13 protein-coding genes are annotated in these 14615 nt (G+C 61.7%); 5 read left to right on the top strand and 8 right to left on the bottom strand.

The features are described from left to right. Positions 1-12: 12 nt before the first annotated feature. From D5400_RS08455 to D5400_RS08440, 4 genes are all read right to left on the bottom strand, one after another. A complete protein-coding gene (locus D5400_RS08455; protein ID WP_126009500.1) occupies positions 13-1278 on the bottom strand; it encodes an efflux RND transporter periplasmic adaptor subunit in 1266 nt (421 codons plus the stop codon). 330 nt (positions 1279-1608) lie between these two features. Next, positions 1609-4197, bottom strand: a complete 2589-nt coding sequence (gene ligD / locus D5400_RS08450) for a DNA ligase D (protein ID WP_126009498.1) — start codon at positions 4195-4197, stop codon at positions 1609-1611. A gap of 12 nt (positions 4198-4209) precedes the next feature. Beyond that, positions 4210-5112 (bottom strand): non-homologous end joining protein Ku, encoded by a 903-nt coding sequence (gene ku / locus D5400_RS08445; protein ID WP_126009496.1) that lies wholly within the window; start codon positions 5110-5112, stop codon positions 4210-4212. 82 nt (positions 5113-5194) lie between these two features. Beyond that, a complete protein-coding gene (locus D5400_RS08440) occupies positions 5195-5380 on the bottom strand; it encodes a DUF3008 family protein (protein WP_126012970.1) in 186 nt (61 codons plus the stop codon). A gap of 105 nt (positions 5381-5485) precedes the next feature. On the opposite strand from D5400_RS08440, the gene D5400_RS08435 reads away from it, so the two are divergent. Both D5400_RS08435 and D5400_RS08430 read left to right on the top strand, forming a co-directional pair. Continuing rightward, positions 5486-5971, top strand: coding sequence for an MgtC/SapB family protein (locus D5400_RS08435; RefSeq protein ID WP_126009494.1), 486 nt, complete (start codon positions 5486-5488; stop codon positions 5969-5971). Beyond that, entirely contained in the window at positions 5968-7017 is a 1050-nt protein-coding gene (locus tag D5400_RS08430) for a DNA topoisomerase IB (protein WP_126009492.1), read from the top strand. Before D5400_RS08435 ends, D5400_RS08430 begins: the two co-directional genes overlap by 4 nt. Before the next feature lie 69 nt (positions 7018-7086). On the opposite strand, the gene D5400_RS08425 is transcribed toward D5400_RS08430, so the two are convergent. The 3 genes from D5400_RS08425 to D5400_RS08415 form a co-directional block, all read right to left on the bottom strand. Further along, positions 7087-7971 carry a dienelactone hydrolase family protein gene (locus D5400_RS08425; RefSeq protein ID WP_126009490.1) on the bottom strand — a complete coding sequence of 295 codons (885 nt, stop codon included), beginning with the start codon at positions 7969-7971 and terminating at the stop codon, positions 7087-7089. An 81-nt stretch (positions 7972-8052) separates the two neighbouring features. Further along, entirely contained in the window at positions 8053-9306 is a 1254-nt protein-coding gene (locus tag D5400_RS08420; protein ID WP_126009488.1) for a S8 family serine peptidase, read from the bottom strand. 75 nt (positions 9307-9381) lie between these two features. Then, complete coding sequence (locus D5400_RS08415) at positions 9382-9795, bottom strand: hypothetical protein (RefSeq protein WP_126009486.1); 414 nt, start codon at positions 9793-9795, stop codon at positions 9382-9384. A 239-nt stretch (positions 9796-10034) separates the two neighbouring features. Between D5400_RS08415 and D5400_RS08410 the strand changes: the two genes are divergently transcribed. The 3 genes from D5400_RS08410 (at position 10035) to D5400_RS08400 (ending at position 14004) form a co-directional block, all read left to right on the top strand. Further along, a complete protein-coding gene (locus D5400_RS08410) occupies positions 10035-10910 on the top strand; it encodes a PRC-barrel domain-containing protein (RefSeq protein WP_245451484.1) in 876 nt (291 codons plus the stop codon). A 119-nt stretch (positions 10911-11029) separates the two neighbouring features. Beyond that, a complete protein-coding gene (locus tag D5400_RS08405) occupies positions 11030-13543 on the top strand; it encodes an ATP-dependent helicase (RefSeq protein ID WP_126009484.1) in 2514 nt (837 codons plus the stop codon). Positions 13544-13647: 104 nt separating this feature from the next. Next, positions 13648-14004, top strand: coding sequence for a hypothetical protein (locus D5400_RS08400; protein WP_126009482.1), 357 nt, complete (start codon positions 13648-13650; stop codon positions 14002-14004). A 65-nt stretch (positions 14005-14069) separates the two neighbouring features. On the opposite strand, the gene D5400_RS08395 is transcribed toward D5400_RS08400, so the two are convergent. Continuing rightward, a complete protein-coding gene (locus tag D5400_RS08395; RefSeq protein WP_126009480.1) occupies positions 14070-14504 on the bottom strand; it encodes a Ros/MucR family transcriptional regulator in 435 nt (144 codons plus the stop codon). Between the last annotated feature and the right edge of the window lie 111 nt (positions 14505-14615).

Below are 14615 nucleotides of genomic sequence, written 5' to 3'. Positions count from 1 at the left end.
AAATTGGGGCTCTCAAGAGCCCGAAGGTGCGGCCGGAGGCGTGACCGGATTATTCCGTGCGACCGGAAGACCATCGAGGCCGACCGCGACCGCATCGCCGGCTTCTTCACCGGCATCATCCGTAACGGTGACAACTTCAGCGCCATCGCGCAGCTGCATCAGGCCTTCGACGACCACGTTGTCGCCTTCCTCCAGCTCGGCCTCGACCAGGATCGAATCCGAATTGCGCTGGACGATGCGGACAGGCACGCGCTCGCTGCGACCATCCACCACCCGCCAGACGAATGAGCCTTCCGCGCTCCACTGCAGTGCGAGCGGATCGACAGTCGGGAAGTCGTCACCATCGAAGGTCAGCTCGACCGAAAACGACATGCCGGCGCGGAGGCGGTCGTTCTCGTTCGGAATCGACGCCCGAACCCAAAGCGTGCGACTCTGAAGATCGACGCGGTTGTCCACTGCGCTGATCTCGCCTTCATGCACCTGATCGGGGCTCGAAATCGCGTGTGCTCTGACAGGCAAGCCGACGTCGATCATGTTGGCGAAACGTTCGGGCACCCAAAAATCGACCAGCAATTCCGAGCGGTCGTCGATGCGCACGATCTCCGTGGTGGTCGTGACGTAGTCGCCGGGATTGACCGAGACGATGCCGATGACGCCGCCGATCGGTGCGGTGATCGAGCGGCGCGAGAGATTGAGCTCGGCTTCGCGCAGCTGGAGACGTGCGGTCTGCACTGCGAGCTCGGCCTGCGTGATCTCGACATTGGCGACGGACGACGCGGAGGATTCGCGCAGCGTCCGGCGCCGCTGCAGCGTGGTTTCGGCATCTTCCAGGTCAAGGCGCGCCCGTTCGACGGCGATGGCCTGCTCGTCGGAGGCAAGCTGTGCGATGACGTCGCCTTCTTCGACCGATTGTCCCGACTGAACGAGGACTTCTTCGAGGTTACCCGTCACATAGGGCGTGACGTTGACCGTGCGCACAGCCTCGCCATTGCCGATCGCCGACAATCGGTCGTTGACCTGTGCCCGACCCGCGGGTTCGGTCATGACAAGCCGCGCCTGCGAACCCATGCCGCCGCGACCACCGGCGCCGGGAGCCCCACCAGGGCCCGCGGCAGGTGCCGATTCCTCAGCGCCGGTCGCTGCAAGCGCGGTTAAAGCGGGATGCGCCAACCCGACCTGCTCAAGCCTCGTCACCGCACTCGGATCTAGCTTCAGCCAAGCGAAACCGGCACCCGCCACGATGATGAGGGCCACAGCCCCCTGCTTGAATGCTGACATTGATGATCCTCAAACCGCAAAAACGGAAGGTTGTTCGCTTGCTGCACTGCAAACTTAACACGCAAATGAAATTCTACAGATGTGCGATAGGACGGCGAACCTGAACGCACTCTGAAGAAAGATAGCCGCACTATCGCGTAACCAAGACGATGACGAGAATACGTCGACACCAATGCGCCGGTTCAGGCGCGATCATGGTTGATTTTGCGCCGAGTTGGCAATGTATCGGCCATTTTCTGGCCTCAGAGGTGATTTGGCGGCCCGTTCAATTGCCATAACTTTTCCGTGAGTGCGTCGATCGGCGTTGTCCAAACGACACACCAGCTGCGTTCAGCCCGAGAATGCCTTGAGCATGGCCCTTGTCAAAGACTGGCGCCAGCCTGTCGCGTCCGCCCAGGGGTCTGGCGCTTCCAGACGCTCGGGCATGTCGTGCAGCCGGAACGAGTTGGCCTCCTCCAGACCCGCCAACTCTTCCCAGGAAACCGGCGTCGCCACCGGTGCACCCTCGCGCGAACGTGTCGAATAGGGTGCAATCGCCGTTGACCCCCGCTCGTTTCGCAGCCAGTCGATGAAGATGCGACCCTTGCGCTTCGCCTTGGACATGGTCGCGACGAACCGATCGGGTTCCTCCTCGGCAAACGCCGTTGCAAAGCTCTTCGAAAAGGCTTTCACCTCAGTCCAGGTTGCGCGCCTTTGCAGCGGTACGATCACGTGCACGCCCTTGCCGCCGGTTACCATCGGTACGCTCTGCAACTTCAACTCCGCGAGCCGGTCGCGCATGGCAAATGCAGCCTCGCGCACATCGTCGAAAGTCAGCCGCTCGTCGGGATCGAGATCGAAAACCATGCGAACCGGCTTTTCGAGGTCGGTCATGTTCGAGCCCCAGATATGGAACTCGAGCGTTCCCATCTGGACTGCGGCGACGAGGGCCTCGGCGCTGTCGAGGACCATGTAATCCTCGGTATCGCCGGAATTCTCCTTGATCGGCACTCGCTTGATCTCGGCGGGGAACCCGTCGCTGGCATGCTTTTGGAAGAAGCACTGCTTGGTCCGTCCCTGCGGGCAGCGCACAAGCGACACGGGATGACCGGCAACGAAAGGCAACATCCGGTCTGCAGCCACCGCAAAGTAACGGGCGAGGTCGATCTTGGTGACGCCCTGCTTTGGAAAGACGACGCGGTAGGGACTGCTGATCTTGATGCCGAGCACTTCTTCCGAAGCCGCGCTCTTGGCGCGCGCATTTTGTTTGGGCGTGATGGGCTCGTCGTCCGCGCTCATATCCGTCCCCTTGTCTGAAGATGCACTTTCGAGCGTGATGTCGTCCGCCGCCTTGTCTTCGCGCAAGCCAAGAAATGAGCCATGGCGGATGTGCCCGTCATCGGTCAGCTCCGCATAGTCCACCTCGGCCACGAGGTCGGGCTTTACCCAGACGGCGTCACGACGGAACTGTGCGTCGACACTTTCGAAGGGCATCGATTTGCGGGTGCGCTCCTTTAATAGCGCGCCGAGTTCCTCGAGCGTCTCGCCCGTGAACCCGGTGCCGACACGGCCGCGATAAACGAGCTTTTCGCCTTCCCGCGTTCCAAGAAGAAGCGAGGCGAAAGCCCTGCCGCGCTTGTCGGATTTCGAGTAGCCGCCGATGACGAATTCCTGCCGCTTGGTGCATTTCACCTTGAGCCATTCGCGTCCGCGCCGGCCGCGATAAGGCGCATCCGCCTTCTTCGCGATGATGCCTTCCTGACCAGCCTTGCAGATGGAGCGGAAAACGCTCGGACCATGTCCGCGCACATGCTCGCTGTACTGCACCACGGCTGTGGCCGTACTGTCGGAGATCAGCTGCGAAAGCGCTTCCTTTCGCTCGATCAGCGGATTCTTCTTCAGATCCTTGCCATTCAGCGCCAACAGGTCGAATGCGAAGAAGCGTTTGGCTGCGCCGCCCTTGATCGCCTTCTGCAGTGCGGAGAATGCGGAGCCACCATCCTTGATGTCGCTTGCCATTACCTCGCCGTCGATCAGCGCGCTCTTGCAGTTCAGCCCTTCGAGCGCCTTGGCGACGTCCGGAAACTTGTCCGTCCAGTCCAGACCGGTGCGGGTGTAGAGGGCAACGCCTTTCCCGCCGATCGCCGCCATCAGGCGATAGCCGTCGAACTTCACCTCGTGCAGCCAGTCGTCCCCCTCGGGCGCGGCGTCGACGAGCGTCGCCAGCATCGGAGGCTCGAAGTCCGGCATCGCGATGGTTGATGATCGCTTGGCGCGCTTCGCCTGCGCTGCTTCCGTCTTGGCGGTCTTGGCTGCCGGTTTCGCGCTGGACGACCATACGGCGTCGGCCGAAGCGGCGATCTCCTCCATCGACCGGCCGGACGTGATGCTGGTCATGTTGGCGGTGGTGATGATGTCGCCCGTTTCGCCTTCGAAGCTTTCAGCCACGGCGTCCCGCTCCTTGATCAGAAGCCAGTTGTCGCGCTTCTCGCCCTTGCGCGGCTTTATCCGGACGAGAGCCCAGCCGCCCGTCATCCTCTCGCCGTGCAGGTTGAAGTGCAGCTTGCCTTCCTTGAGGCCCTCTTCCGGGTCGTGCAGCGGCTCCCACGTGCCCTGGTCCCAGAGCATCACGGTGCCGCCGCCATATTCCTTCTTGGGGATCACGCCCTCGAAATCGCCATAGGACATCGGATGATCCTCGGTCATGACGGCGAGCCGCTTGTCTCCGGGATCGACGCTCGGGCCGCGGGTGACAGCCCAGCTTTTCAGCACCCCTCCCCATTCGAGGCGCAGATCGTAGTGCAGACGCGTCGCGTCGTGCTTCTGCACGAGAAATCGGAGCTTGTCCTTCCGCGTGCGCGCCTTCTTGCCCTTGGGCTCGCGTGTGCGGGTGAAATCCCGCTTGGCGTTGTAGGTTGAAAGCGGATCAGCGGACGCCATCGATCAGGGCCCTCAAGCCGATTTCTTGCGTGGAGCGGCCTTGGGTTTCGCCGCAGCTTTCGTCTCGGTCTTGGTGGAACGAGAGGCGCTTGGTTTCGCGGCCGCGGCCTTCTTCTTGCCGTCGGACGTTTCCAGGCTCTTCTTCAGAGCCGACATCAGGTCGACGACATTGTCGCCGCCCTTCGCCGGCTTGTCGTCGTCGCCCGTGTCGATGCGCTTCGACGTCTTGCTCTTCGTCTTGGAATCGATGAGATCGCGCAAGGCGTCGGCATAGTGGTCCTTAAAGACTTTCGGATCGAACTTCGCGGTCTTCCGGTCGATCAGCGCAGTCGCCACTTCGAGGAGTTCCTCGTCTGCGCCCGCCCCGCTGATTTCAGAGAACAGCGGATCTGCCTTTCGGATCTCGTCAGCATAATGCAGCGTCTCCAGCAGCAGACCATCGCCACACGGCCGGATCGCACACAGATATTCGTGGCCGCGCATGGCAAGCTGGCCGAGGCCCACCTTTTCGGATTTGCGGAGCGCATCGCGGACGACGCGGTAGGCGTCCTCGGCAAGTTCATCGGTCGGCACGACGTAGTATGGCTTGTCGTAGTAGAGCGGCGAAATCTCGCAGGATCCGACGAACTGGACCAGTTCGAGCGTCTTTCGCGTCTCGAGCTTCACCGCTTCTATCTCGTCTGGATCGAGCAGCACATAGTTGCCCTTGTCGTACTCGAAGCCTTTGACGATCTCGTCGGCATCGACCGGGCCGTGCCCGTCGACGACCTTTTCGTAGCGAATCGGCTTGCCTGTCGGTTCATGGATCTGGCGGAAACTGATGCGGGCGCCCGTCTTGGTGGCGCTGTACAATTCAACCGGGATGGAGACGAGTGAAAGGCGCAGCTGGCCTTTCCACATTGCACGTGCAGCCATGGCATTCCCCTTGACGCGAGACAGTTTTCAACAAAACGCTAATGTGACGTGCACGTTCCCCCGGTCGCAAAAGAGCTGGCGATCACGACTTCTTCTTGTTCGGCAGCTTCCCGCGCTTGGTCTCTGCCAGCTCTTCCAGTTGCTTCTCGGTCATGGACTTTACCATGTCTTTCGAAGCCCCTTTCAGATCGGATTTCTTGGTGTCGCCGCGCTTGGCAGAGAGCGCCGCGCCGGCGGCCTTCTGCTGGGCTTTCGATTGTGCAGGCATCGTCGATCTCCGGGAAGCAGTTGCAATCTCCTGAAAATCCGCACGCGCGTGAATGTTCCCGGGCGCTGATGGAACAATAGATGCGGTGCTGAATTTCAGCGGCGAATGGAAAGCATCATCGCCGACATGACCCACTCGACCTTCCTCCCGGCGCCCGTCATCTGGGCACGGTTCGTCGGAGCGCTTCTCTTCGGCGCCGTGATCGGTTTCGAACGGGAATTGCGGTCACGACCGGCAGGACTGCGAACCCACGCGCTGGTGGCTGTCGCTGCCAGCGCCTTCGCCATTCTCGCAACCGAAGTCATCCACTCCGACAATCTGGGCGACAATGACGTTCAAATCGATCCGTTGCGCGTCATCGAAGCGGTCACTGCGGGCGTCGCGTTCCTTGCAGCCGGTTTCATCGTCTTCGCCAAGGGCGAGGTCAAAGGTCTCACGACGGGTGCCGGCATCTGGCTCGCCGCCGCGATCGGCCTCTCCATCGGCTTTGGCTACTGGATGATCGCTCTACCGGCCACGTTCCTCGGCGTTGTCGTGCTTGCACTTCTTCGCCGGTTCGAAGGTTTCGTCGAATTGAAAGCACCGAAATGATAGAGCGTATTTCAGCCGAAGAGCATGCCAAGGCAGCGCGTCTCATCTATGTGAGCGACGAAACACCCGGCTTCCGCCGCCGCAAGGCCGGGCGTGGCTTCTATTATGTGACGCCGGAGGGCGACAAGCTCGGCGCCGGCGATCACATCGATCGCATCCGGTCGCTCGCTATTCCGCCGGCTTACCAGGATGTCTGGATCACGGTCGAACCGCTTGGCCATCTCCAGGCAACGGGGCGCGACCAGCGCGGGCGCAAGCAGTATCGATATCACCCGAAATGGCATGAATCCCGCGACGCGACGAAGTACGGCGAACTCGCCTCCTTCGCCCAGCTGCTGCCCACGATCCGCGAGCAGGTGGATGCCGATCTGCGCCGCCGATCACTGTCTTACGAGAAGGTCACGGCATCGGTGGTCTGGATGCTGGACAATCTTCTGATCCGTGTCGGCAACGAGATTTACGCAAAGCAGAACAAGAGCTTCGGCCTGACGACGCTGAAGAAGCGTCATCTCGATATTTCTGGCTCTGTCATGCGGTTCCGCTTCAAGGGCAAGTCCGGTAAAGAATGGAACCTGACCCATACCGACCGGCGGATCGCCAAGATCATCCGAACCATCCACGAACTGCCCGGCCATCAGCTCTTTCAGTATGAGACGGGCGATGGTGGACGCTCTACGGTCAAGTCGGATGACATCAACGCCTATCTGCGGGAGATCACCGGCTCGGAGCTAAGCTCGAAGCTTTTCCGGACGTGGTCCGGCACGCGGCTGGCCGCCATTGCATTGTCGGAGCTGGAAGCCCCCACCTCCAAGACGGATGCCTTCCGCAAGATCAACGCAGCTGTCGACGCAGTCTCGTCGCGTCTTGGCAACACCCGCGCGGTCTGCCGCCGTTGTTATATTCATCCCGCAGTGATCGACACATTCGAGGAGGGCTCGCTGAGGGATGAGCTGAAAGCCATCCGCCCATCGCGCGGGGCAGCATCGGAGTGGATGGACGACACCGAGCTTCGGCTGATGCGCTGGCTGGAAAAACAAAACAGCTGAACCGGAAACAGATTCCCGTTCAGCCACTTCGACCAGTTGCCGGATTCAGGCTCTCAGCTGGATGGATCGTCAGGCAGGTGTGGCTAGCTTTTCTCTGAAAAAGTCCAGCGTCCGCTCCCAGGCGACCGCCGCCGCGACAGGGTCGAACCGCGCGCTCGACGTGTCGTTGTTGAAGGCGTGGTTTGAGCCCTGATACATGAACAACTGATATTCGACGCCGTGTTCCTTGAGGGCAGCCTCATAGGCTTCGATGCCGGCATTGACGCGATCATCGAGCCCTGCATAGTGCAGCATGAGTGCCGCGCGGATGTTTGGCACCTGATCAACTGCGGCCTGCCGACCGTAATAGGCAACGCCCGCGACGAGATCTTCCGAAGCAGCGGCCAGATCATTGACCATGCCACCGCCCCAGCAAAAGCCCACGGCGCCGACCGTTCCGTTGCTGTTTTCATGGGCTTCGAGGAAGGCGACGGTTGCTGTGGCGTTGGCGATGGTTTCGGCAGCATCCAGTGCCCCGATCATCTCCCGGGCGCGGTCTTCATCTTCCGGCGTTCCACCATCCGGCGAAAGGAAATCGGGGGCGAGAACGAGGAAGCCCTGCAGCGCGAGCCGCCGTGCGACATCGCGGATATGCGGATTAAGACCACGGTTTTCGTGAATGACGATGACGGACGGCATGGGGTTCGCAGCATCGCGCATGCGCACCAGATAGCCCTGCATCTCACCGTTGCCGCCCGGATAGGTGATGTCTTCCGCAACCAGGCGATTATCATCCTCCGGCACCTGCTGCGCCGCCGCGTTGCTTGCGGCCAGCATCGGCGCAATGGCAGCGGCCGCCGCTCCCGAGCCGGCAAGCTTGGTCAGCTTCTCCATGAACCCTCGGCGGTCGAGCGTGAGATGGGTGTACTCGTCGTAAGCGGAAATCATGTCTTGGGTGATGGTCGGGCGGGTCATGCTCATCCTCCTGCGCGTGTCCTAGAGACAAGCATAGGCTGCAATTAGGGCCACATCCCGATCCGGCGAGTGGTGATGTTCCTAGCGGCAGATGCCTTCCGTCTGGACGAGACCCCACCCGAACACTTCGTCTCGCCCAGGAGCGCCGAGATCGGCAGCCTGCGCGGCAAGTGCCGAAACGAGCTGCGCGCTCGGCGTTTCCGGCTCGCGCGCGCGGGCGACGGCCAACGCAGCCGAAACAAAGGGAGCGGCATAGGACGTTCCCGACCGGAAGCGCCCGCCACTCACGGAGGCGGCAGTCCACAGTTGAACACCCGGGCCTGCGAAATCGATGTGCGGGCCATTGACGGCGCGACGATAGATGCGTCGCTCGCCATCCACCGCGGTGACGGCCACCACACCTTCATAGGCTGCCGGGTAAAGAGGCTCCGACCGGGGCCCGGCATTGCCGGCTGCCGCAACGAGAATGACGCCGCGCTCGGTTGCAGCCGCCGTCACGCGCTCGAGCACACCATTGGCCGGCCCGGCGAAGCTCATATTGATGACGGAGACGTCCTGTTGGACAAGTTGGTCGATCGCGCGCGCGATATCGAACGTGTCGGCGCGATCCTCACCATCGGTCGCCCGATGAAACGCTTCTGCCGCCACCAGCCTCACGCCGCTCAGGAGACCGGGCGTACGCGTGTCGCTTCCGCCGGCAAGCAGGATCGCGATCGCTGTGCCATGGACGGCGCTGCCCGTCGCGCGGTCGGCGGCAAGGACCGGCACCTTCTTCAGCTCGACACCGGCAAGTGCCGCGTGCTCGGCATTGACCGTCGTGTCGATCATCCCGATCGTCACCCCTGCCGGGCAGGCCCGCGCGTCGTCCGTCCATCCGATCAGCTGAAATGCCTGGCAATCACCATCGGCACAGGCGAGTTCGCCCGGTACATAGAGATGGTTGAGATCGAAGATTGCGCCCGGAACGAGACCGCTGATCTCGGCCTCGGCTTGCGCAACGGTTCGGTTCGGCGGCAACGTGAAACGCCCCAGCTCGAGCGTCACGATACCGATCGCGGCACGCTCGATAAGGGCGTAGCCCTGTGCTGCGATGAGGTCGAGACCGCCTGCATCCGGCGTGGCGACGACGATTTCCGGTCGCGGCGGTGTGGGCCGAGATACGACGCCCGAACCACTGCCAGATCCCGCCGAACCAGCTGAGCCATCCGAAGCGCGGGCCCGCGTCACACCCGTCAGAAGGGGAGCCGCATACACCGCCGAGGCAGCAAGACCCATGCGCCGCAACACCATCCGGCGCGTTAGGCGCTGCGATCGAGAGGAAGGCGATGATGTCATGCTGTCTCCTGTTGCCGTGAGGCGCGACGCTCTCAGAGCGATAAAGCTCGCATGAGAACGCGTGACGGGGGGCCTTTATTCCCCGTTATCTTCCGCGCTCAACCCGAAACGATCGACGACGCTCGGCTGAATCAGTTTGGAGTGCAGCGTGAGCAGGATCAGATCCGCATCCACGCCCTCCCCAGCTTCCAGCGCGGCATCGATGCGATCTTCGACTTCTCTGGCGCGATCCGGACCAACCTCCCCCTCGAACGTCTCGTGCCCGAGCAGGCAGTAGGCAACCAGATCTGCGACATGGGGATAGGTGGCAGCGTCTGCGTATCGTCCGCCGTTGTCATCCTTCAAGAGATTGGAGATGGCGAGTTTGGCACCTTCCGGGACGAGCGCCGGATGCAGGCCAGCTCCTCGGAAGGCAGCATCCAGTTGGCGCAGATCCTCCGATCGGCCGAAAAGCCCGAACAAACCCATGGATGATCCGCGTCGTGCCATGTTCGGCCTCCTTTGGGACATGTGTGATGTCGCCTTGGTCGAGCGGACGTAAAACGCTACCTAATTCATCCGAGCGAGTAAAGTTCCGTAATAAATTGTTTCATTTCGTTACCGTCAATTGATCGAACCGCCGCCGAACCAACCCGGATGTGCACCGTTCCTCCAGCATCGATCTGCCGATAACAAAATCGTGAAATCGCATCAGACGGATGCCGGCCGATCATAAAGAGGAGAAGACCATGAAACGCACGCTTCTTACATCGGTCGCCCTGGGGGCAATGTTCGCCGGCGCAGCCTTCACCAATCCCGCAATTACCGACAGCATTGTCGGCCCGGCAGCCGCTCAGACACAGCCTGCTCCGGGCGCTGACGCGACGACGGATCAGCCGGCAGAAACGATGGACGACGCTACCGACAGCATGGGCGAAGCCGCCGATGATGCAGGTGACGCGGCCAGCGACGCTGCGGAAGACGCCGCCGACACGGTCGATAACGAGATGGAGCCGGATGCCGATATCGAGGACGGCGATGAAGTATCTCCCGTGACCACGACCGGCGACACCAACGATGCAAATGACGGCACGGTCGACGACGCAGACGCCAGCCAAGAAGCTGACGAAATGCTTAGCGACACGGACGACACGACGACGCCCGACGCTGGCGCAGCCGCTCCCATGACGGACGACAGCGCTTCGATGGACGCACCGTCCGGCGAAATGTTCATCACCATGCAGGAGCAGAACGAAGTCTCGGCCAATACCTATATCGGCCAGTCGCTCTACAACATGGAAGACGAGTCGATCGGTTCGATCACCGATCTGATCTTCTCCGATGACGGTGGTGCGCGCACGGCAGTTGTCGGCGTTGGTGGCTTCCTCGGCATTGGCCAGAAGGACGTCGGCGTAAACTTCGACATGATCACTATTGAGCAGCAGCCGGACTCCACCGATGTCCGACTGGTAATCGAAGCTACCCGCGAAGATCTGGAAAACGCTCCGGAATTCATGGATCTCGATGATCAGGCATCCGAGCAGGACGCCGAGATGGCACCGGCGACCGATACGGGCGGCGCCATGGATCCTGCCACGGCCCCTGCACCGGCTCCGGCGCAGTAACACCTGCAACGAAGAGTCTGAATGGAACCGGCGGTCGCAAGACCGCCGGTTTTTCTATGCAATGTGGTCACCGAGGTCGATTGCTGGCCTTCGACGCCCGAATCACTACATTGGTGGCCATGATCGACAGCAGCGACGATATTCCGTTCTTCGGCGACAGTGAGCCGGTGAAGCGCCCCTCCGGGTTGGCAGCGCGCGCCATGGCCGCGCGCAATCAATCGGCACCGGCCCCCGACTATCTGATTGGCCTCAACCCCGAACAGCGACAGGCCGTCGTCACGACCGAAGGCCCCTTGCTGGTGCTCGCGGGTGCCGGCACGGGAAAGACGCGCGTGCTGACAACGCGCATCGCCCATATCCTTGCGACCGGCCTCGCCTTCCCGTCGCAGATTCTGGCGGTGACCTTCACCAACAAGGCCGCCCGCGAGATGAAGGAACGGGTTGGAATGCTCGTCGGCGGTGCCGTCGAAGGCATGCCCTGGCTCGGCACCTTCCACTCTATCGGCGTGAAACTTCTGCGCCGCCATGCCGAGCTTGTCGGGCTGCGCTCGGATTTCACCATTCTCGACACCGACGATGTCGTGCGCCTGATCAAGCAGTTGATTCAAGCCGAAGGTCTGGACGACAAGCGTTGGCCCGCGCGCCAGTTCGCGCAGATGATCGACGGCTGGAAGAACAAGGGTATGGCGCCGCACGAGATCCCCGAAGGCGACGCACGTGCCTTCGCCAACGGCAAGGGCCGCGAGCTCTATGAGGCCTACCAGAACCGCCTGAAGACGCTGAATGCGTGCGATTTCGGTGACCTGCTCTGCCATCCGATCCGCATGCTGAGGGCGAATCCGGATGTGCTGGCGGATTACCACCGCAAGTTCAAATACCTGCTGGTCGACGAGTATCAGGACACCAACACGGCCCAATATATGTGGCTGCGCCTGCTCGCCCAACGCCCCCAATCAAAGGAACCAGGCCAGCGCGGCGGCAGCGTCAATGTCTGCTGCGTCGGTGACGACGACCAGTCGATCTATGGCTGGCGTGGTGCTGAGGTGGACAACATCCTGCGCTTCGACAAGGATTTCCCGGGCGCGACCATTATCCGCCTGGAGCGCAATTACCGTTCGACAGAGCATATCCTTGGTGCAGCTGGCCATTTGATCGCGCACAATGAGGGGCGTCTTGGCAAGACGCTGTTCACCGAACAGTCCGACCCGGAGCACGAAAAGGTTCAGGTTCACGCCGCGTGGGACTCCGAGGAAGAAGCCCGTGCGGTCGGCGAAACGATCGAGCAGCTACAGCGCCCCGACGCCAATGGCCGCCGGCACAATCTGAACGACATGGCGATCCTCGTGCGCGCCTCGTTCCAGATGCGCGAATTCGAAGATCGCTTCGTGACGATGGGGTTGAACTACCGCGTCATCGGTGGCCCGCGCTTCTATGAGCGGCAGGAAATCCGCGATGCGATGGCCTATTTCCGCGCCGTCTGCCAGCCTGCCGACGATCTCGCTTTCGAGCGGATCGTGAACGTGCCGAAGCGCGGCCTTGGCGACGCGACGATCCGACAGCTGCACGATTACGCCCGCGCCCGGGATATCCCGATGATCGCCGCCGCGCGCGATCTCGTGGAGACCGAAGAATTGAAGCCCAAGGCGCGCAAGAGCCTGCGCGACGTGGTGGAGGGTTTCACCCGCTGGTCGGCAGCACTCGAAAACACGCCGCATACCGAGCTGGCCGAACGGATCTTGGAGGAGTCTGGCTACACCGAGATGTGGCAGAACGACAAATCCGCCGAAGCGCCGGGTCGTTTGGAAAACCTCAAGGAACTCATCCGCTCGATGGATTTTTACGAGTCCATGCGCGGCTTCCTCGAACATGTCGCGCTCGTCATGGATGCCGAGCAGAACGAAGACATGGATGCTGTCAGCATCATGACGCTGCACTCGGCCAAGGGCCTGGAATTCGAAACGGTATTCCTGCCGGGTTGGGAAGAAGGTCTCTTCCCGCATCAGCGCTCCCTCGACGAAGGTGGCCGCTCCGGCCTCGAGGAAGAGCGGCGGCTCGCCTATGTGGGTCTGACGCGTGCCAAGAAACGTGCCCATCTCTGGTTCGTGTCCAACCGACGCATCCATGGGCTGTGGCAATCGACCATTCCATCGCGCTTTCTCGACGAGTTGCCTGAAGCCCATGTCGAGGTAGCCGAAGCGGAAATGTCCTATGGCGGCTACAACCGGTTTGGTGGCGGCTCGTCCGGCTTCTCGGCGGGACGGCAGAACCCCTATGGTGCGTCGCGCTTCGACAACCCGGAGATCTTCGCCTCCACCTACGAAACACCTGGCTGGAAACGCGCCCAGGCGAACCGAACAGATGCCACAAGTCGCAACTGGGGCAGCCGCTCCGGCCATCAGGTCGAGCGCGTCGGTTATGGCGAAAGCGGGCCACGCGGCGTGCGCACGATCGAAGGCGAACTCGTCGCGAAATCGACGACGGACACACCCAGCGCCTTCTCCATCGGCGATCGCGTCTTCCACATGAAGTTCGGCAACGGCAATGTCGCGGCGATCGAAGGCAACAAGCTGACGATCGATTTCGACAAGGCCGGTCAGAAGCGCGTGCTCGACGGCTTCGTCACACCCGTCTGAGCACAAATCTAAAAACGCCTTCCGCATCGGCCGTTGGAACCGGATGCGCGAAGGCGCGTTCTTGAGCACTTCATGCTAAAACAACTGCTTAAGGACCACCGATCATGAACCGTGCCCTTCCCATTCTGCTTGCCGCGCTCGTCGGCCTGGCTGCTTGCGGTGACGATCCCAGCCAGACCGGGAACGCCACGGCTCCCGGCGTCGAAGACAACGATACGTCGCGCGAAGCCGGCGAAGCCATGGACGCTATCGGCAATGCTGCGCGCGAGACGGGCGAAGCCGCGCGCTCCGCAGCCGAGGACGCGGCCGAGGCCGTCGGCCCTGCCATCGATCGTGCGGGTGAAGCTGCACGTGATTTTCTGAATTCGGCCGAAGATACGGTGAATGACGCGACCCGCTCGGCAGCCTGCCAGACGGCACGTGCGGCCGAGGACGAGGAAGGCATTCGCGCCAACTGCTGACACAGATGACGCGAAGGCGGCCGCAGGTGTGCGACCGCCTTTCGCATCGTCATGCTTGAGAAGATTTACTGGCTTTCGACCGCGCGCAGCGGAGGAGCCGATCGTGGGGCTTCGCGCCCCAATCCCATGGACTTCGCCAGTTGGGAACGCTTTGCGGCGTAATTCGGTGCAACCATTGGGTAATCGGCCGGAAGCCCCCAACGAGCGCGGTATTCTTCGGGTGAAAGACCGTATTGTGCAGCCAGATGGCGCTTCAGCGATTTGAACCGGCGGCCGTCTTCCAACGAAATGATGTATTCCGGAGTCACCGATTTGGCGACGGGGACAGCCGGCACAAGCGGCTCGGCAGGCACTTCGCCGGCGGCCAGTTGATCGAGCGATGCATAGACGTTTTGCAGCAGAGCCGCCAATTCCGACGATGGAATGGAGTGTTTGCCGACATATGCGCTCACGATCGCGCCTGTCAGTCTTAGTTTATTTTCATTATCAATCTCGGACATGCCGGGACTCCCAATATGACGCAGCATTCCGCTTCAGAGTACTCGTCACAGTTTAGCCGCCCAGCCCGACAGCATAGATTTTATCACCAGCCCCCATGGTTTGACACCCAT

The sequence above is a fragment of the Georhizobium profundi genome (assembly GCF_003952725.1).
In the GTDB taxonomy this organism is placed as follows: domain Bacteria; phylum Pseudomonadota; class Alphaproteobacteria; order Rhizobiales; family Rhizobiaceae; genus Georhizobium; species Georhizobium profundi.
Note: the sequence above shows the minus strand (reverse complement) of the source record. Positions and strands in the feature narration are given on the sequence as shown.